The organism is Streptomyces sp. NPDC058671 (genome assembly GCF_042716475.1).
Taxonomy (GTDB): Bacteria; Actinomycetota; Actinomycetes; order Streptomycetales; family Streptomycetaceae; genus Streptomyces.
This window is the reverse complement of the sequence record NZ_JBHXSA010000034.1, coordinates 40,904-60,349: the sequence shown is the minus strand read 5'-3', so window position 1 is coordinate 60,349 and position 19,446 is coordinate 40,904. Positions and strand designations below refer to the sequence as shown.

Genomic DNA, 19,446 nt, shown 5'->3' with positions numbered 1-19,446 from the left:
GCACTCGTGCTCCGGGCCCCTTCGACGTCTGCCGGGTGCTGTCCCCTCGGCTTCCGCCGGATGCCGGATGCCGGGTCGGGTGTCGGGCGCCGGTGGCCACCAAAAGCACCGGGCTCCTGGACGTCAGCTGACGTCCAGGAGCCCGGCGTTACGTTTCTTCTCTGCCCTCGTAAGGGGTCAGTTCTCCTCGTGGGCGACCGCGCGGCGCGCGTCCGCGTCGAGCACGCCCCAGCTGATCAGCTGCTCGGTGAGGACCGAGGGGGACTGGTCGTAGATGACGGCGAGAGTGCGCAGGTCGTCCTGACGGATCGACAGCACCTTGCCGTTGTAGTCGCCGCGCTGCGACTGGATCGTCGCGGCGTAGCGCTGGAGCGGGCCGGCCTTCTCCTGCGGGACGTGCGCCAGCCGCTCCAGGTCCAGGACCAGCTTCGGCGGCGGCTCGGCGGCCCCGCCAGGGGTCGTGCCCGGCAGGAGCTCCTGCACCGGCACCCCGTAGAAGTCGGCCAGCTCGGCAAGACGCTGCACGGTCACCGCACGGTCGCCGCGCTCGTACGAACCGACCACGACGGCCTTCCAGCGGCCCTGGGACTTCTCCTCCACCCCGTGGAGGGAGAGACCCTGCTGGGTGCGGATGGCCCGGAGTTTGGCCCCGAGCTGCTTTGCGTATTCGCTGGACATAACGCTCCCGGACGCTGTGACGACATGCGGCTGCGCCGCGCGGCTGGTAACTCACTGTGAGGTTACGCAGCGTTACACCTACCCGTCAAGCCGAAAGGTCCGTACCGCCCCCTCGCGGGGGACGGCGCCCAAAGCGGCGACGGGGGTGCGCCCACGGCGTCCGTCCGTCCCTGGTAACGTTGACGTCGCAAATCCGACGTCCTTTAAGAGCCGTCCCGTGAGGCGGAGAAGGAGGTCCGTTTCTTCATGGACACCCAGCAGCAGTACGGCGACGACGCGCGGCCCGTTCTCGAGGCCCCCGACATCGCGCGGGTCCTGACCCGCATCGCCCACGAGATCGTCGAGCGCGCCAAAGGCGCCGACGACGTGGTCCTCCTCGGCATTCCCACCCGCGGTGTCTTCCTCGCCCGCCGGCTCGCCGAGAAGCTCGAATCGATCACCGGCGCCAAGATCCCGGTCGGGTCCCTCGACATCACCATGTACCGGGACGACCTGCGGATGAAGCCGGCGCGCGCCATCGGCCGCACCGAGATCCCCGGTGACGGCATCGACGGCCGCCTCGTCGTCCTCGTCGACGACGTGCTCTTCTCCGGCCGCACCATCCGCGCCGCCCTCGACGCCCTCGGCGACATCGGCCGCCCCCGCGCGGTCCAGCTCGCCGTCCTCGTCGACCGCGGCCACCGCGAGCTCCCGATCCGCGCCGACTACGTCGGCAAGAACCTCCCCACGTCGCTGCGGGAGACGGTCAAGGTCCAGCTCGCCGAGGAGGACGGTCGCGACACCGTCCTGCTCGGTGCCAGGCCCTCCGCCTAGCCGGACCGGCTTCCTTCCCCCCGCGGGGCCGGGGCACACCCCTGCGCCCCGGCACGCCCTCACACCTCCCCACGACGGAGAGACACCCCGATGATGCGTCACCTCATCTCGGCCGCCGACCTCACCCGCGACGACGCCGTCCTGATCCTCGACACCGCCGAAGAGATGGCCCGGGTGGCCGACCGGCCCATCAGGAAGCTGCCGACGCTGCGCGGCCGGACCATCTGCAACCTCTTCTTCGAGGACTCCACCCGGACCCGGATCTCCTTCGAGGCCGCCGAGAAGCGCCTCTCCGCCGATGTGATCAACTTCACGGCCAAGGGCTCCAGCGTCTCCAAGGGCGAATCCCTCAAGGACACCGCGCAGACCCTGGAGGCCATGGGCGTCGACGCGGTCGTCATCCGGCACAGCGCCTCCGGCGCCCCGTACCGCCTCGCCACCTCCGGCTGGATCGACGCCCCCGTCGTCAACGCCGGCGACGGCACCCACCAGCACCCCACCCAGGCCCTCCTGGACGCCTTCACCATGCGCCGCCGCCTGGTCGGCCGGGACGCCGGACTCGGCCAGGACCTGGCCGGCAAGCGGATCACGCTCGTCGGCGACGTACTGCACAGCCGGGTCGCCCGCTCCAACGTCGACCTGCTGCACACCCTCGGCGCCGAGGTCACCCTGGTGGCCCCGCCCACCCTGGTCCCCGTCGGCGTCGAGACCTGGCCCTGCGAGATCTCGTACGACCTCGACCGCGTGCTGCCGAAGTCCGACGCGGTCATGATGCTGCGTGTGCAGCGAGAGCGGATGAACGCCGCCTTCTTCCCGACCGAGCGCGAGTACTCGCGGCGGTACGGGCTCGACGGCGACCGGATGGCGAGGATGCCCGAGCACGCCATCGTCATGCACCCCGGCCCCATGGTCCGCGGCATGGAGATCACCGCCGAGGTCGCCGACTCCGACCGCTGCACGGTCGTCGAGCAGGTCGCCAACGGCGTCTCCATCCGGATGGCGGTCCTCTACCTGCTCCTGGGCGGCAACGACTCCGCCACCCCCACCCCCCGCACCGAGGAGAACAAGTAACCATGAGCAAGATCCTTATCCGCGGTGCGCAGGTGCTGGGCGGCGAGGTCCAGGACGTCCTGATCGACGGCGAGACCATCGCCGGGACCGGGACGGACCTCTCCGCCGAGGGCGCCACCGTGATCGACGCCCGGGGCCAGATCCTGCTGCCCGGCCTCGTCGACCTCCACACCCATCTGCGCGAGCCCGGCCGCGAGGACTCCGAGACCGTCCTCACGGGCACCCGCGCAGCCGCCTCCGGCGGCTACACCGCCGTCTTCGCCATGGCCAACACCCACCCGGTCGCCGACACCGCCGGCGTCGTCGAGCAGGTCTACCGCCTCGGCAAGGAGTCCGGCTACTGCGACGTGCAGCCCATCGGCGCCGTCACCGTCGGCCTCGAAGGCAGGAAGCTCGCCGAACTCGGTGCCATGCACGACTCCGCCGCCGGCGTCACCGTCTTCTCCGACGACGGCAAGTGCGTCGACGACGCCGTGATCATGCGCCGCGCCCTGGAGTACGTGAAGGCCTTCGGCGGCGTCGTCGCCCAGCACGCCCAGGAGCCCCGCCTCACCGAAGGCGCCCAGATGAACGAGGGCATCGTCTCCGCCGAGCTCGGCCTCGGCGGCTGGCCGGCCGTCGCCGAGGAGTCGATCATCGCCCGCGACGTCCTCCTCGCCGAACACGTCGGCTCCCGCGTCCACATCTGCCACCTCTCCACCGCGGGCTCCGTCGAGATCGTCCGCTGGGCCAAGTCCCGCGGCATCGACGTCACCGCCGAGGTCACCCCGCACCACCTCCTCCTCACGGACGAGCTGGTCCGCTCGTACAACCCGGTCTACAAGGTCAACCCGCCGCTGCGCACCGAGAAGGACGTCCTCGCGCTGCGCGAGGCGCTGGCCGACGGCACGATCGACATCGTCGCCACCGACCACGCCCCCCACCCGCACGAGGACAAGGACTGCGAGTGGGCCGCTGCCGCCATGGGCATGGTCGGCCTGGAGACCGCGCTCTCCGTCGTCCAGCAGACGATGGTGGAGACCGGACTGCTCGACTGGGCCGGCGTCGCCGACCGCATGTCCTTCGCGCCCGCCCGCATCGGAGGGGCCAAGGGCCACGGACGACCCGTCTCGGCAGGTGAGCCCGCGAACCTGACGCTGGTCGATCCGGCTTACCGTGGAGTCGTGGACCCCGCGGACTTCGCCTCCCGCAGCCGCAACACCCCCTACGAGGGACGCGAGCTGCCGGGACGCGTCACCCACACCATCCTGCGGGGCCGGGCAACGGTCGTGGACGGGAAGCTGGCGTGACACCACTCATCGCAATCGCCGCAGAGGCTGCCGAGCAGAAGTCGGCGGAGGTGACCGACTGGGCCGGACGGCTCGGCTGGGTCGCCGGACTGCTGCTCTTCATCGCCTTCGTGTACTGGCTGATGCGCCAGGGCTGGAAATGGCGCGGCAGCCTCCAGTCGGACCTCCCCGAGCTCCCCACCGCGCCTCCGACGGCCGGTGCGGCGAAGCTGACCCTCAGCGGGCGCTACCACGGGTCCACGACCGCCGGGCAGTGGCTCGACCGGATCGTCGCCCACGGTCTCGGCACCCGCAGCCGCGTCGAGCTCACGCTCACCGACGCCGGGCTCGCGGTCGTACGGCCCGGCGCGAACGACTTCTTCGTCCCGGCCGAGGCCCTGCGCGAGGCGCGCCTCGACAAGGGCATCGCCGGCAAGGTCCTCGCCGAGGGAGGCCTGCTGGTCGTCACCTGGGCGCACGGCGACACCCTGCTCGACTCCGGCTTCCGCTCCGACCGGGCGGCCGAGCACACCGCCTGGGTCGACGCCATCAACTCCATGAACCCCGCAACCACGACGGAAGGCATCGCACGATGACGACCTCCACCAGGGGGACCGCCAAGATCCCCGCCGTACTCGTCCTGGAGGACGGCCGCACCTTCAGCGGCCGCGCCTACGGGGCCGTGGGGGAGACCTTCGGCGAGGCCGTGTTCTCCACCGGCATGTCCGGCTACCAGGAGACCCTCACCGACCCGTCGTACCACCGGCAGGTCGTGGTCATGACCTCCCCGCACGTCGGCAACACCGGCGTCAACGACGACGACCCCGAGTCCGGCCGCATCTGGGTCTCCGGCTACGTCGTCCGCGACCCCGCCCGCGTCTCCTCCAACTGGCGCGCCACCCGCACCCTCGACGAGGAGCTGGAGCGCCAGGGCGTCGTCGGCATCTCCGGCATCGACACCCGCGCCCTCACCCGCCACCTGCGCGAGCGCGGCGCCATGCGCGTCGGCATCTTCTCCGGCGACGCGGTGGCCGACGGGGCCGCCCTGCTCGCCAAGGTCCAGGCGCAGCCGCAGATGAAGGGCGCGAACCTCGCCGCCGAGGTCGCCACCAAGGAGGCGTACGTCGTCCCCGCGATGGGTGAGAAGAGGTTCACCGTCGCAGCCGTCGACCTCGGCATCAAGGGCATGACCCCGCACCGGATGGCCGAGCGCGGCATCGAGGTCCACGTGCTGCCCGCCACCGCCACCGCCGAGGACATCTACGCGGTGAACCCGGACGGCGTGTTCTTCTCCAACGGACCCGGCGACCCCGCCACCGCCGACGGCCCCGTCGCCGTCATGCGGGCCGTCCTGGAGCGCGGGACGCCGCTCTTCGGCATCTGCTTCGGCAACCAGATCCTCGGCCGGGCCCTCGGCTTCGGCACCTACAAGCTGAAGTACGGCCACCGGGGCATCAACCAGCCGGTCCAGGACCGTACGACCGGCAAGGTCGAGATCACCGCGCACAACCACGGCTTCGCCGTCGACGCGCCGCTCGACGAGGTCTCCGACACCCCCTACGGGCGCGCCGAGGTCTCCCACGTCTGCCTGAACGACCAGGTCGTCGAAGGCCTCCAGCTGCTCGACCGGCCGGCCTTCTCCGTCCAGTACCACCCCGAGGCGGCCGCGGGCCCGCACGACGCCGCGTACCTGTTCGACCGCTTCACGTCTTTGATGGAAACCGCCCAGATGGAGGCCGAGCGTGCCTAAGCGCACCGATATCCAGTCCGTCCTGGTCATCGGCTCCGGCCCGATCGTCATCGGACAGGCCGCCGAGTTCGACTACTCCGGCACCCAGGCCTGCCGCGTCCTCAAGGCCGAGGGCCTGCGGGTGATCCTGGTCAACTCCAACCCGGCCACGATCATGACCGACCCGGAGATCGCCGACGCCACGTACGTCGAGCCGATCACCCCCGAGTTCGTCGAGAAGATCATCGCCAAGGAGCGCCCCGACGCGCTCCTGCCCACCCTCGGCGGCCAGACCGCGCTCAACACCGCGATCTCCATGCACGAGCAGGGCGTCCTGGAGAAGTACGGCGTCGAGCTCATCGGTGCCAACGTCGAGGCGATCAACAAGGGCGAGGACCGCGACCTCTTCAAGGGCGTCGTCGAGGCCGTCAAGGCCAAGATCGGTTACGGCGAGTCCGCCCGCTCGGTCATCTGCCACTCCATGGACGACGTCATCAAGGGTGTCGACACCCTCGGCGGCTACCCCGTCGTCGTCCGCCCCTCCTTCACCATGGGCGGCGCCGGCTCCGGCTTCGCCCACGACGAGGAGGAGCTGCGCCGCATCGCCGGCCAGGGCCTGACGCTCTCCCCGACCACCGAGGTGCTCCTGGAGGAGTCCATCCTCGGCTGGAAGGAGTACGAGCTGGAGCTGATGCGCGACAAGAACGACAACGTCGTGGTCGTCTGCTCCATCGAGAACTTCGACCCCATGGGCGTCCACACCGGTGACTCGATCACCGTCGCCCCCTCGATGACCCTCACCGACCGCGAGTACCAGCGGCTTCGTGACATCGGCATCGCGATCATCCGCGAGGTCGGCGTCGACACCGGCGGCTGCAACATCCAGTTCGCGGTCAACCCGGACGACGGCCGGATCATCGTCATCGAGATGAACCCGCGCGTCTCCCGTTCCTCGGCGCTCGCCTCCAAGGCGACCGGTTTCCCGATCGCCAAGATCGCGGCCCGTCTCGCCGTCGGCTACACGCTGGACGAGATCCCGAACGACATCACGGAGAAGACGCCGGCGTCCTTCGAGCCGACGCTCGACTACGTCGTCGTCAAGGCCCCGCGCTTCGCCTTCGAGAAGTTCCCCTCCGCCGACTCCACGCTGACCACGACCATGAAGTCGGTCGGCGAGGCCATGGCGATCGGCCGCAACTTCACCGAGGCGCTGCAGAAGGCCCTGCGCTCCCTGGAGAAGAAGGGCTCGCAGTTCACCTTCGTCGGCGAGCCCGGCGACAAGGCCCTCCTCCTGGAGCAGGCCGTCCGCCCGACCGACGGCCGCATCAACACCGTCATGCAGGCCATCCGGGCCGGTGCCACCCCGCAGGAGGTCTTCGACGCCACGAAGATCGACCCGTGGTTCGTCGACCAGCTCTTCCTGATCAAGGAGATCGCCGACGAGCTGGCCGCCGCCGACAAGCTCCACCCGGAGATCCTCGCCGAGGCCAAGCGGCACGGCTTCTCCGATGCCCAGATCGGCGAGATCCGCGGCCTGCGCGAGGACGTCGTCCGTGAGGTCAGGCACGCCCTCGGCGTCCGCCCGGTCTACAAGACGGTCGACACCTGCGCCGCCGAGTTCGCCGCCAAGACCCCGTACTTCTACTCGTCCTACGACGAGGAGAGCGAGGTCGCCCCGCGCGAGAAGCCCGCGGTGATCATCCTGGGCTCCGGTCCGAACCGCATCGGCCAGGGCATCGAGTTCGACTACTCCTGCGTCCACGCCTCCTTCGCCCTGAGCGACGCCGGCTACGAGACCGTGATGGTCAACTGCAACCCGGAGACCGTCTCCACGGACTACGACACCTCCGACCGCCTGTACTTCGAGCCGCTGACGCTCGAGGACGTCCTGGAGATCGTCCACGCCGAGACGCTGGCCGGCCCCGTCGCCGGTGTCGTCGTCCAGCTCGGCGGCCAGACCCCGCTGGGCCTCTCGCAGGCGCTCAAGGACAACGGCGTGACGGTCGTCGGCACCTCCCCCGAGGCCATCCACGCCGCCGAGGACCGCGGCGCCTTCGGCCAGGTCCTCGCCGAGGCCGGTCTTCCCGCCCCCAAGCACGGCACCGCGACCACCTTCGCCGGCGCCAAGGCCATCGCCGACGAGATCGGCTACCCCGTTCTCGTGCGCCCCTCGTACGTGCTCGGCGGCCGCGGCATGGAGATCGTGTACGACGAGGCCCGCCTGGAGTCGTACATCGCGGAGTCCACGGAGATCAGTCCCACCCGGCCGGTCCTGGTCGATCGCTTCCTCGACGACGCCATCGAGATCGACGTCGACGCGCTCTACGACGGCGAGGAGCTGTACCTCGGCGGCGTCATGGAGCACATCGAGGAAGCCGGCATCCACTCCGGCGACTCGGCCTGCGCCCTGCCCCCGATCACCCTCGGCGGCTTCGACATCAAGCGCCTGCGCGCCTCCACCGAGGCCATCGCCAAGGGCGTCGGCGTGCGCGGTCTGATCAACATCCAGTTCGCCATGGCCGGTGACATCCTCTACGTCCTGGAGGCCAACCCGCGCGCCTCCCGGACCGTCCCCTTCACCTCGAAGGCGACCGCCGTCCCGCTCGCGAAGGCCGCCGCCCGCATCTCGCTCGGCGCCACCATCGCCGAGCTGCGCGCCGAGGGCCTGCTGCCGAAGACCGGCGACGGCGGCACCCTGCCGCTCGACGCGCCGATCTCCGTCAAGGAGGCCGTGATGCCGTGGTCGCGCTTCCGCGACGTCCACGGCCGCGGTGTGGACACCGTCCTCGGCCCGGAGATGCGCTCCACCGGCGAGGTCATGGGCATCGACGCGGTCTTCGGCACGGCCTACGCCAAGTCGCAGGCCGGCGCCTACGGCCCGCTGCCCACCAAGGGCCGCGCGTTCATCTCGGTCGCCAACCGCGACAAGCGCTCGATGATCTTCCCGGCCCGCGAGCTCGTCGCCCACGGCTTCGAGCTGCTCGCCACCTCCGGCACCGCCGAGGTCCTCAAGCGCAACGGCCTCAACGCCACGGTCGTGCGCAAGCTGAGCGAGGGCGAGGGCCCGAACGGCGAGAAGACGATCGTCCAGCTCATCCACGACGGCCAGGTCGACCTGATCGTCAACACCCCGTACGGCACCGGCGGCCGCCTCGACGGCTACGAGATCCGTACGGCGGCGGTGGCGCGCAGCGTCCCCTGTCTCACCACGGTCCAGGCGCTCGCCGCGGCCGTCCAGGGCATCGACGCGCTCAACCGGGGCGACGTCGGCGTCCGCTCGCTCCAGGAGCACGCGGAGCACCTGACCGCGGCCCGCGACTAGCAGCCCGTACGACGAGGGGGACACCGGCAGGACCTGCGGTGTCCCCCTCGCCATGAGCAGACCTGGACCGGACACACATGTACAAGTTCTTCTTCGACCTCGTCTTCAAGCGCATGGACCCCGAGAAGGCCCACCACCTCGCCTTCCGCTGGATCCGGCTCGCCGCCCGCACCCCGGTGCTGCGGACCTTCGTCGCCGCCGTCCTGGCCCCCCGGTACAAGGAGCTGCGCACCGAGGCCCTCGGCCTGCGCATGCACGGCCCCTTCGGACTCGCCGCCGGCTTCGACAAGAACGCCGTCGCCATCGACGGCATGTCGATGCTCGGCTTCGACCACGTCGAGATCGGCACGGTCACCGGCGAGGCCCAGCCCGGCAACCCCAGGAAGCGCCTCTTCCGGCTGATCCCGGACCGCGCCCTGATCAACCGCATGGGCTTCAACAACGAGGGCTCCGCCGCCGTCGCCGAGCGCCTGCGCGCGCGCGTACCGGTCTTCAGGACCGTCGTCGGCGTCAACATCGGCAAGACCAAGGTCGTCCCCGAGGCCGAGGCAGCCGCCGACTACGTGAAGTCCACGGAGCGCCTCGCCGCGCACGCCGACTACCTCGTGGTGAACGTCTCCTCCCCGAACACCCCGGGACTGCGCAACCTCCAGGCCACCGAGTCACTGCGCCCGCTCCTCACGGCGGTGCGTGAGGCGGCCGACCGCACGGTCACCGACCGCCGCGTCCCGCTCCTGGTCAAGATCGCCCCCGACCTGGCCGACGAGGACGTCGACGCCGTCGCCGACCTGGCCCTGGAGCTCGGCCTCGACGGCATCATCGCCACCAACACCACCATCGCCCGCGAGGGCCTCGGCCTGACGTCCGACCCGGAGCTGGTCGGGGAGACCGGCGGCCTGTCCGGCGCCCCCGTCAAGGAGCGCTCCCTCGCGGTGCTCAGGCGCCTCCACGCGCGCGTGGGCGACCGCCTGGTCCTCGTGGGCGTCGGGGGCATCGAGAACGCCGAGGACGCCTGGCAGCGCATCCTGGCCGGCGCCACCCTGATCCAGGGGTACAGCGCCTTCGTCTACGAGGGCCCGTTCTACGCCCGCGCGATCCACAAGGGCCTCGCCGCGCGGCTCGCCACCTCCCCGTACGCCACCCTCGCCGAGGCCGTCGGCGCCGACAACCGGAAGGCCACCCCGTGACGCTCTCCTTCGGTACCCGTCTGCGCTCCGCCATGGACGAGCGCGGCCCGCTGTGCGTCGGCATCGACCCGCACGCCGCCCTGCTGGACTCCTGGGGCCTGAGCGACGACATCGCCGGTCTCGAACGGTTCACGTTCACCGTCGTGGAGGCCCTCGCCGACACCGTAGCCGTCTTCAAGCCGCAGTCCGCGTTCTTCGAGCGCTTCGGCTCGCGTGGTGTCGCCGTCCTGGAGCGGGCGGTCGCCGATCTGCGCGCGGCGGGCGGCCTGGTCGTCATGGACGCCAAGCGCGGGGACATCGGCTCCACCATGGCCGCCTACGCGGAGACCTTCCTGCGCGAGGACTCCCCGCTGTTCTCCGACGCGCTGACGGTCTCCCCGTACCTCGGGTACGGCTCCCTGAAGCCGGCCGTCGACCTGGCCCGCGAGTCCGGCGCCGGTCTCTTCGTCCTCGCCCTCACCTCCAACCCGGAGGGCGCGGAGGTCCAGCGGGCCGTCCGGGAGGACGGCCGCACGATCGGCGCGACCATGCTGGCCCACCTGGCCGCGGAGAACGCGGGGGAGACCCCGATGGGCTCCTTCGGCGCGGTCGTCGGCGCCACCCTCGGCGACCTGTCCACGTTCGACCTGGACATCAACGGGCCGCTCCTCGCCCCCGGCATCGGCGCCCAGGGCGCGACCCCGGCGGACCTCCCCGCCGTCTTCGGCGCCGCGGTGGGCAACGTCGTCCCGAACGTCAGCCGCGGCGTCCTGCGGCACGGCCCGGACGCGACCGCCCTGCGGAACTCGGCTCTCCGGTACGCGGACGAGATCCGCGCGGCCGTCGCCGCGTAGGAGCTCCGGGGTCAATGCGCAGGTGGGAGCCTGAGCTCCCCGGTTTCGGAGCCGTTTCGGCCCGGTGAGACGCACCGTCTCACCGGGCCGTCTCACTCTTTGACGAAAACTTGGCGCAAAACCGGGTCGTTATGCCGGAAAAGTCCCGGTCAGTCGATGCTGACCAGGACTTTTCCGCTGTTCTCGCTGACTGGAGCGGTCTCGGCCGCTAGTCTCCGGGGCAGAGCAGGCGTTCAACGCCCCCTGCGTTGTTCGTTGCTCCACTGGTGTGGGGCACTGGGTTCCTCACCGGTCCGTATCCGACAGATCGACATCCGAGGTGACGTAGGCGTGGCTCTTCCGCCCCTTACCCCTGAACAGCGCGCAGCCGCGCTCGAGAAGGCCGCCGCGGCTCGCCGGGAGCGGGCCGAGGTCAAGAATCGACTCAAGCACTCCGGCGCCTCCCTCCAGGAGGTCATCAAGACCGGCCAGGAGAACGACGTCATCGGCAAGATGAAGGTCTCCGCACTCCTCGAGTCGCTCCCCGGCGTGGGCAAGGTCCGCGCCAAGCAGATCATGGAGCGCCTCGGGATCTCCGAGAGCCGCCGGGTGCGCGGCCTCGGTTCCAACCAGATCGCCTCCCTGGAGCGCGAGTTCGGCAGCACCGGCGCCTGATCCGGTGCCCGGTCCGGCCGCCGATCCGGGACGCACGTCCCGGGCACCCCGGTGAAGCTGGAATAATCGCTGCATGGCAGCAGAGGCACGTCCGCGGCTGACCGTGCTCTCCGGCCCCTCAGGGGTCGGTAAGAGCACGGTCGTCGCTCATATGCGCAAGGTCCACCCCGAGGTCTGGCTCTCGGTGTCGGCGACGACCCGGAAGCCCCGCCCCGGCGAGAAGCACGGCGTCCACTACTTCTTCGTGACGGACGACGAGTTCGACAAGCTGATCGCCAACGGTGAGCTCCTCGAGTGGGCCGAGTTCGCGGGCAACCGCTACGGCACCCCGCGCGGTGCCGTCCTCGAGCGCCTCGACGCCGGCGAGCCGGTGCTCCTGGAGATCGACCTCCAGGGCGCCCGTCAGGTGAAGGACTCGATGCCCGAGTCGCAGCTGGTCTTCCTGGCCCCGCCGAGCTGGGAGGAGTTGGTCCGCCGCCTCACCGGCCGCGGCACCGAGTCGACCGAGGTGATCGCGCGCCGGCTGGAGGCCGCGAAGGTCGAGCTGGCCGCCGAGTCGGAGTTCGACAGCACCCTCGTCAACACCTCCGTCCAGGACGTCGCACGCGAGCTGCTAACGTTGATGCTGTTGACTTCTGGGGAATGATCCCCGGTTTCCATCTTCGGAAGGTAGAGCGTGTCCTCTTCCATCACTGCGCCCGAGGGCATCATCAACCCGCCGATCGACGAGCTGCTCGAGGCCACGGACTCGAAGTACAGCCTCGTGATCTACGCGGCCAAGCGCGCGCGTCAGATCAACGCGTACTACTCCCAGCTCGGCGAGGGCCTGCTGGAGTACGTGGGTCCGCTGGTCGACACCCACGTCCACGAGAAGCCGCTCTCGATCGCCCTGCGTGAGATCAACGCGGGTCTGCTGACGTCCGAGGCCATCGAGGGCCCGGCCCAGTAAGCACGCAGCTTGTAACGCTTGTCACCACAGGCCCGGCGGAACATCCGCCGGGCCTGTGGTGTCTCATGGAGTCGTACGCATCCGAGCGCGGGGAGCAACAGTGGGCGTGGTGGCCAAGCCGAAGGTCGTCCTGGGCGTGAGCGGCGGCATCGCCGCCTACAAGGCGTGCGAGCTGCTGCGCCGCCTCACCGAGTCGGGCCACGACGTCCGGGTCGTCCCCACCGACTCCGCCCTCCACTTCGTCGGCGAGGCCACCTGGTCCGCGCTCTCCGGCCACCCCGTCTCGACGGAGGTGTGGGAGACCGTCCACGAGGTGCCGCACGTGCGGATCGGGCAGGGCGCCGACCTCGTCGTCGTCGCCCCGGCGACCGCCGACATGCTGGCCAAGGCCGCCCACGGTCTCGCGGACGACCTGCTCACCAACACGCTGCTCACCGCACGCTGTCCCGTCGTCTTCGCCCCCGCCATGCACACCGAGATGTGGGAGCACCCGGCGACCCAGGAGAACGTGGCGACCCTGCGGCGACGTGGCGCCGTCGTCATCGAACCCGCCGTGGGCCGCCTCACCGGCGTCGACACCGGCAAGGGCCGGCTGCCCGACCCGGCCGAGATCTTCGAGGTCTGCCGAAGGATCCTGGCGCGCGGCGCCGACACCGCCCCCGACCTCGCCGGACGGCATGTGGTGGTCAGCGCGGGCGGCACCCGCGAGCCCCTCGACCCCGTCCGCTACCTGGGCAACCGCTCCTCCGGCAAGCAGGGCTACGCCCTCGCGCGGGCCGCCGCCGCCCGGGGCGCCCGGGTCACCCTCGTGGAGGCCAACACCGGCATCCCCGACCCGGCCGGCGTCGACGTCGTCCACGTCGGCACCGCGCTCCAGCTCCGCGAGGCCGTGCTGAAGGCCGTGGCCGACGCCGACGCGGTGGTCATGGCGGCCGCCGTCGCCGACTTCCGTCCGGCCGTCTACGCCTCGGGCAAGATCAAGAAGAAGGACGACGGCGGCGCCCCCACCGTCGAGCTGGTCCGCAACCCCGACATCCTCGCCGAGCTCGCCGCCGACCGCGCCCTGCCGGGCCAGGTCGTCGTCGGCTTCGCCGCCGAGACCGACGACGTCCTGGCCAACGGACGGGAGAAGCTCCGCCGCAAGGGCTGCGACCTCCTCGTCGTCAACGAGGTGGGGGAGCGCAAGACCTTCGGCTCCGAGGAGAACGAGGCCGTGGTGCTCGCGTCGGACGGCGCCGAGACCCCCGTACCGTACGGTCCGAAGGAAGCGCTCGCCGAGACGGTCTGGGACCTGGTCGTACCGCGACTGCGCTCCGCGACCTGACAGAGGAAGGGTCCGGTGCACGTCTCCCGACGCGCGCTGTGATGTGCGCCCCACCTGGGGACGGTCCCGCCGCGTACGGGCCGGATTCACCCGCCCAGGGCATTCGCCAGGCGAGACACCTGGTCCATCGCCCGACCATGACCGATAGACTGTCCGCGGAACGTCTTGGGGCGCAGCCCCCTGCCGGTCCGTCAACGAAGAGCCAGCAGCCGCTGCAACCCCAGGGAGCGTTGTGTCCCGTCGTCTGTTCACCTCGGAGTCCGTCACCGAGGGACACCCCGACAAGATCGCTGACCAGATCAGCGACACCATCCTCGACGCGCTGCTGCGCGAGGACCCCACCTCCCGCGTCGCCGTCGAGACCCTGATCACCACCGGTCTCGTGCATGTCGCCGGTGAGGTGACCACCAAGGCGTGGGCCGACATCCCCACCCTCGTGCGGAACAAGATCCTCGAGATCGGGTACGACTCCTCGAAGAAGGGCTTCGACGGCGCCTCCTGCGGCGTCTCGGTGTCCATCGGGTCGCAGTCCCCGGACATCGCCCAGGGTGTGGACACCGCGTACGAGAAGCGGGTCGAGGGTGATGAGGACGAGCTGGACAAGCAGGGCGCCGGCGACCAGGGGCTGATGTTCGGCTACGCCTCGGACGAGACCCCCGAGCTGATGCCGCTGCCGATCCACATCGCGCACCGGCTCTCCCGCCGGCTGACCGAGGTCCGCAAGAACGGCACCATTCCCTATCTGCGTCCCGACGGCAAGACCCAGGTCACCATCGAGTACGACGGGGACAAGGCCGTCCGTCTCGACACGGTCGTGGTCTCCTCGCAGCACGCCTCCGACATCGACCTGGAGTCGCTGCTGGCGCCCGACATCCGCGAGTTCGTCGTCGAGCACGTGCTCGCGCAGCTCGTCGAGGACGGCATCAAGCTCGACACCGAGGGCTACCGCCTCCTGGTGAACCCGACCGGGCGCTTCGAGATCGGCGGCCCGATGGGCGACGCCGGCCTCACCGGTCGCAAGATCATCATCGACACCTACGGCGGCATGGCCCGCCACGGCGGCGGTGCCTTCTCCGGCAAGGACCCGTCCAAGGTCGACCGCTCGGCCGCCTACGCCATGCGCTGGGTCGCCAAGAACGTCGTCGCCGCCGGCCTCGCCGCGCGCTGCGAGGTCCAGGTCGCCTACGCGATCGGCAAGGCCGAGCCCGTCGGCCTCTTCGTCGAGACCTTCGGCACCAACACCGTCGAGAACGAGAAGATCGAGAACGCCATCGCCGAGGTCTTCGACCTCCGCCCGGCCGCCATCATCCGCGACCTCGACCTGCTCCGCCCGATCTACTCCCAGACCGCCGCCTACGGCCACTTCGGCCGCGAGCTGCCGGACTTCACCTGGGAGCGCACCGACCGTGTGGACGCCCTGAAGCAGGCCGCGGGCCTGTAGGCCCCCCCGGCGATACGCGATCGGAGCCCGGTACCCCGTGGGGGTGCCGGGCTCCGCTCTGCCCGGCTGTCGGTGGCGTCTGGTAGGTATGGGGCTGTGAGCAGCGAGAACGAGAGGTCCGAGGAGCCCGCCGAGCCCGAACAGCTCGCGCTCATCCGCGAGACCGTGCGGAAGGCGAAAGTGCCCCGGGCCAAGCCGCGGACCTGGCGGGGCGCCGCGCTCGCCAAGGAGCTGCCCGTGGCCCGGGTCGTGGTGAACAAGGGCTCGCTCCACCTCGACCAGTTCTTCGACTACGCGGTGCCCGAGGAACTGGACGAGACCGCGAGGCCCGGTGTGCGGGTGCGGGTGCGCTTCGGCGCGGGGGCGCACCAGGTCAAGAACGGCCGCCGGGAGGGCGGCCGCCTCATCGACGGCTTCCTCGTCGAGCGGCGGGCCACCTCCGACTACTCCGGACCGCTCGCGGCGCTCGCCGACGTCGTCTCACCCGAGCCGGTCCTCGGCCCCGACCTGCTCGGACTCGCCCGAGCGGTCGCCGACCGGTACGCGGGAAGCCTCGCGGACGTGCTCCAGCTCGCCGTGCCGCCGCGCAGCGCCCGCGCCGAGAGCCGCCCGTCACCGGAGCCGCTGCCACCGCCGGCCGCACCGGAGCCGGGAAGCTGGACGCGGTACGAGCGGGGGCCCGCCTTCCTGGAGTCCCTCGCGCAGGGTGGTGCGCCCCGGGCCGTGTGGAACGCGCTGCCGGGACCGTACTGGGCCGAGGAGATCGCCCGCGCCGTCGCCGCCACCCTGACCTCCGGCCGGGGCGCGCTCGTCGTCGTACCGGACGGAAGGGCGGCGGGACGCGTCGACGCGGCGCTCACCTCGGTCCTGGGGGAGGGGCGGCACGCTCTGCTCACCGCCGAGGCGGGACCCGAGAAGCGGTACGCGCAGTGGCTCGCGGTGCGGCGGGGCGCGGTGCGGGCCGTCGTCGGCACCCGGGCGGCGATGTTCGCCCCCGTCCGGGACCTCGGACTCGTCGTCATCTGGGACGACGGCGACGGCAGCCACAGCGAACCGCACGCCCCGCAGCCCCACGCGCGCGAGGTGCTGCTGCTCCGCGCCGCCCACGACCGGTGCGCCTTCCTCCTCGGCAGTACGGGCTGCACCGTCGAGGCCGCCCAGCTCGTCGAGACCGGCTGGGCGCAGTCGCTGACCGCCGGACGGGAACAGGTCCGCAGGGCCGCCCCGCTGATCCGGACGGTCGGCGACGGGGAACTCGCCCGCGACGAGGCCGCGCGCGCGGCCCGGCTGCCCTCGCTGGCCTGGCAGACCGTACGGGAGGGGCTCAAGACCGGGCCGGTGCTCGTCCAGGTCCCCCGGCGCGGCTACGTGCCGAGGCTGGCCTGCGAGCGGTGCCGCACGCCGGCCCGCTGCCGCCACTGCGCCGGACCCCTGGAGGCACCCGAGCAGCAGGAGCTGCGCTGCGGCTGGTGCGGACGCGGCGCTCCCGACTGGCACTGCGTGGCCTGCGGCGCGACGCGGCTGCGGGCCCAGGTGGTCGGCGCGCGGCGGACGGCGGAGGAACTCGGTCGGGCGTTCCCTGCGGTGCCGGTCCGCACCTCGGGCCGTGACCACATCCTGGACAGCGTCCCGGGGCGCCCCGCGCTCGTCGTGGCGACCCCGGGCGCCGAGCCCGTCGCCGAAGGCGGCTACGCGGCCGCGCTGCTCCTCGACGGCTGGGCCATGCTCGGGAGGCCCGACCTGCGGGCGGGCGAGGAGGCGCTGCGCCGCTGGATCGACGCGGCCTCGCTCGTACGGGGGCAGGGGGAGGGCGGCGCCGGCGGTGTGGTCGTCGTGGTCGCCGAGCCGACGCTGCGGCCCGTCCAGGCCCTGGTCCGCTGGGACCCGGTCGGGCACGCCCAGCGGGAGCTGGCCGAGCGGGCCGAGCTGGGCTTCCCGCCGGTCTCCCGGATGGCCGCGGTGACGGGTCCCCCCGAGGCCGTCGAAGGATTCCTGGCGGCGGCCGGGCTGCCCCCCGACGCGGAGGTGCTCGGCCCGGTGCCGCTGCCGGTGGTCCGGCCCGGCGGCCCGCGCCGCCCCGGAGACCCGCCGCCGGGCGAGCAGTGGGACCGCGCTCTGGTCCGGGTCCCGCCGGGCAGCGGCGCGGCCCTTGCGGCGGCGCTGAAACAGGCACGTGCGAGCCGGCTGGCCCGGGGCGGCGGGGACCCGGTCCGGATCCGGGTCGATCCACCGGACATCGGCTGAGGGGGGCCGCCGGGGCGAGCCTGCTGGACGGCCGCCGTGGCCCTTGCGGGCTTCCGGGGCGCGGGACGCCGCCCTGACCCCGCGCGTGGGGTCAGGGCGGCCGTCCGACCGTCCGGACACGCGGGACGGCTGCCCGCCCGCACGCGGGGTCGGGCTGGACCCGCACCCCCCGAGCCAGCCCCGGGCGGACACGCGGGACGGCCGCCCGTTCCCCCATGGGGTGGGCGGCCGTTCGGATGGGCCCGGGTCAGCCGTTGCGTGGGCCGGGGAAGGCCGACGGGCGCGGGTCCTCGCGGAGGGCGGAGCTGCCCGAGGTGGGCTGCGGGGGCATCGAGCGGGCAGCGGGGACGGTGGGGAGCGCCCGGGTCACGCCCGGTTCCACGATCGGGTCCTGGTCGACGACCGCGCCCGGCTGGGGCGCGCGGCGGGCGCCGTAGCGGCGGTGGACGGCCTGCTTGGTGACGCCGAGCGCGGAGCCCACCGCGTCCCAGGAGAAGCCGAGCGAGCGGTCGAAGTCGACCGCCGCCGTCACCAGGGTCTCGACGCTGTCGCGCAGCTCCTGGGCGAGACGTACGGTCGGGGCGGGGGCCCGGCCGTAGACGACGAAGCCCGTGGACGGGCCGGAGCGGCGAGGGCGGTAGACATTGCCCAGCTGGGCCGTGAGCGTGCGCAGTGCGTCCACCTGCCGCCGGACCCGCTCGATGTCCCGCACCAGCAGGTGCAGACTCGCCCGAGCCTGGGCGTCGTGGGTTGCGTGGTCGGCCATGTGAAAGCCTCTCGAACCGGCATGTAAGGGGAAGGGCCGCAAGGGGAACGGCGACCCGATTCGGTCAATCTCTCTTGACCAACGCGCCACCCGGAGTTGGGTCACGCTGCGGGGGCGTACACGCATATGCGTGGGGCGCTCGCCCTTCCGTACGCCCCCTCCGTACGGGGCGCCTAGACTGGTGCGCTGCCCGCAAAGCCCCCGGACAGACAGGCAGTCGCCACCCATGAAGCTCGTCTTCGCAGGCACCCCCGAGGTCGCCGTACCCGCCCTGGACGCCCTGCTCTCCTCCGGCCGGCACGAGGTGGCCGCCGTGATCACCCGGCCGGACGCCCCGGCGGGCCGCGGCCGGCGGCTGGTCGCCAGCCCGGTGGCCCGGCGGGCGGAGGAGGCGGGGATCGAGGTCCTCAAGCCGGCCAAACCCCGCGACGAGGAGTTCCTCGCCCGGCTGCGGGAGATCGCCCCGGACTGCTGCCCGGTCGTCGCGTACGGCGCGCTGCTGCCGAAGGCCGCCCTCGACATCCCGGCCCGTGGCTGGGTCAACCTGCACTTCTCGCTGCTGCCCGCGTGGCGCGGCGCGGCGCCCGTGCAGCACTCGCTGATGGCGGGCGACCAGGTGACGGGCGCGTCGACCTTCCTGATCGAGGAGGGCCTCGACTCGGGTCCGGTCTACGGCGTCGTCACCGAGGACGTCCGCCCGACCGACACCAGCGGCGACCTGCTCACCCGGCTCGCGTTCGCGGGCGCCGGGCTGCTCGCCGCGACGATGGACGGCATCGAGGACGGCACGCTGAAGGCCGTCCCGCAGCCCGTCGACGGCGTCACGCTCGCCCCGAAGATCCAGGTCGAGGACGCGCACGTCGACTTCGCCGCCCCCGCCCTCCGGGTCGACCGGGTGGTCCGCGGCTGCACCCCGGCTCCCGGCGCGTGGACCGTCTTCCGGGGCGAGCGCCTCAAGCTGATCCAGGTCACTCCGCTGCCGGAGCGCACCGACCTCGCCCCGGGCGAGCTCGCGCCGGGCAAGAACAACGTGTACGCGGGCACCGGCTCGTACGCCGTGGAACTCCTCTGGGTCCAGCCGCAGGGCAAGAAGCCGATGAAGGCGGCCGACTGGGCCCGCGGCGTCCGCATCGCCCCCGGCGAGCGGCTCGGGGCGTAGCACGGGCC

The 19,446-nt window shown here is 71.9% G+C and carries 17 protein-coding genes; 15 read left to right on the top strand and 2 right to left on the bottom strand.

The window, feature by feature from the left end:
* Window positions 1–177: 177 nt before the first annotated feature.
* A complete protein-coding gene (gene bldD / locus ACFWV2_RS30635; RefSeq protein WP_015032294.1) occupies window positions 178–678 on the bottom strand; it encodes a transcriptional regulator BldD in 501 nt (166 codons plus the stop codon).
* Window positions 679–924: 246 nt separating this feature from the next.
* On the opposite strand from bldD, the gene pyrR reads away from it, so the two are divergent.
* The 14 genes from pyrR to ACFWV2_RS30565 all read left to right on the top strand — a co-directional run bounded on the left by pyrR (window position 925) and on the right by ACFWV2_RS30565 (window position 17,513).
* Entirely contained in the window at window positions 925–1,491 is a 567-nt protein-coding gene (gene pyrR / locus ACFWV2_RS30630; protein ID WP_360792640.1) for a bifunctional pyr operon transcriptional regulator/uracil phosphoribosyltransferase PyrR, read from the top strand.
* 90 nt (window positions 1,492–1,581) lie between these two features.
* Complete coding sequence (locus ACFWV2_RS30625; protein ID WP_360792642.1) at window positions 1,582–2,562, top strand: aspartate carbamoyltransferase catalytic subunit; 981 nt, start codon at window positions 1,582–1,584, stop codon at window positions 2,560–2,562.
* A 2-nt stretch (window positions 2,563–2,564) separates the two neighbouring features.
* Complete coding sequence (locus ACFWV2_RS30620) at window positions 2,565–3,851, top strand: dihydroorotase (protein WP_384409901.1); 1,287 nt, start codon at window positions 2,565–2,567, stop codon at window positions 3,849–3,851.
* Window positions 3,848–4,426, top strand: a complete 579-nt coding sequence (locus ACFWV2_RS30615; protein ID WP_384409899.1) for a hypothetical protein — start codon at window positions 3,848–3,850, stop codon at window positions 4,424–4,426. The genes ACFWV2_RS30620 and ACFWV2_RS30615 overlap by 4 nt, the downstream gene beginning before the upstream one ends.
* Complete coding sequence (gene carA / locus ACFWV2_RS30610) at window positions 4,423–5,580, top strand: glutamine-hydrolyzing carbamoyl-phosphate synthase small subunit (RefSeq protein WP_384409898.1); 1,158 nt, start codon at window positions 4,423–4,425, stop codon at window positions 5,578–5,580. Before ACFWV2_RS30615 ends, carA begins: the two co-directional genes overlap by 4 nt.
* A complete protein-coding gene (carB, locus tag ACFWV2_RS30605; protein ID WP_384409895.1) occupies window positions 5,573–8,881 on the top strand; it encodes a carbamoyl-phosphate synthase large subunit in 3,309 nt (1,102 codons plus the stop codon). The genes carA and carB overlap by 8 nt, the downstream gene beginning before the upstream one ends.
* Before the next feature lie 77 nt (window positions 8,882–8,958).
* Window positions 8,959–10,068, top strand: coding sequence for a quinone-dependent dihydroorotate dehydrogenase (locus ACFWV2_RS30600; RefSeq protein ID WP_384409893.1), 1,110 nt, complete (start codon window positions 8,959–8,961; stop codon window positions 10,066–10,068).
* Window positions 10,065–10,901 carry an orotidine-5'-phosphate decarboxylase gene (gene pyrF / locus ACFWV2_RS30595; RefSeq protein ID WP_384409891.1) on the top strand — a complete coding sequence of 279 codons (837 nt, stop codon included), beginning with the start codon at window positions 10,065–10,067 and terminating at the stop codon, window positions 10,899–10,901. Before ACFWV2_RS30600 ends, pyrF begins: the two co-directional genes overlap by 4 nt.
* 330 nt (window positions 10,902–11,231) lie before the next feature.
* Window positions 11,232–11,555, top strand: coding sequence for an integration host factor (locus tag ACFWV2_RS30590; protein WP_030008746.1), 324 nt, complete (start codon window positions 11,232–11,234; stop codon window positions 11,553–11,555).
* A 73-nt stretch (window positions 11,556–11,628) separates the two neighbouring features.
* The gene (gmk, locus tag ACFWV2_RS30585) at window positions 11,629–12,201 is read left to right on the top strand and encodes a guanylate kinase (protein WP_360792656.1); all 573 of its coding nucleotides are present in this window, start codon (window positions 11,629–11,631) and stop codon (window positions 12,199–12,201) included.
* Between the two features lie 30 nt (window positions 12,202–12,231).
* On the top strand, window positions 12,232–12,504 hold the full coding sequence (gene rpoZ / locus ACFWV2_RS30580; protein WP_005319902.1) for a DNA-directed RNA polymerase subunit omega: 273 nt from the start codon (window positions 12,232–12,234) through the stop codon (window positions 12,502–12,504).
* A gap of 109 nt (window positions 12,505–12,613) precedes the next feature.
* Window positions 12,614–13,828: a bifunctional phosphopantothenoylcysteine decarboxylase/phosphopantothenate--cysteine ligase CoaBC gene (coaBC, locus tag ACFWV2_RS30575; RefSeq protein WP_384409889.1), complete on the top strand. Its 1,215-nt coding sequence runs from the start codon at window positions 12,614–12,616 to the stop codon at window positions 13,826–13,828.
* 232 nt (window positions 13,829–14,060) lie between these two features.
* Entirely contained in the window at window positions 14,061–15,269 is a 1,209-nt protein-coding gene (gene metK / locus ACFWV2_RS30570; protein ID WP_351216155.1) for a methionine adenosyltransferase, read from the top strand.
* Window positions 15,270–15,365: 96 nt separating this feature from the next.
* Window positions 15,366–17,513: a primosomal protein N' gene (locus ACFWV2_RS30565; RefSeq protein ID WP_384409886.1), complete on the top strand. Its 2,148-nt coding sequence runs from the start codon at window positions 15,366–15,368 to the stop codon at window positions 17,511–17,513.
* Window positions 17,514–17,760: 247 nt separating this feature from the next.
* Here ACFWV2_RS30565 and ACFWV2_RS30560 read toward each other — a convergent pair whose 3' ends face one another.
* Window positions 17,761–18,279: a hypothetical protein gene (locus ACFWV2_RS30560; protein ID WP_360792663.1), complete on the bottom strand. Its 519-nt coding sequence runs from the start codon at window positions 18,277–18,279 to the stop codon at window positions 17,761–17,763.
* A 226-nt stretch (window positions 18,280–18,505) separates the two neighbouring features.
* On the opposite strand from ACFWV2_RS30560, the gene fmt reads away from it, so the two are divergent.
* Window positions 18,506–19,438, top strand: a complete 933-nt coding sequence (gene fmt / locus ACFWV2_RS30555; protein WP_384409884.1) for a methionyl-tRNA formyltransferase — start codon at window positions 18,506–18,508, stop codon at window positions 19,436–19,438.
* Window positions 19,439–19,446 lie beyond the last annotated feature (8 nt).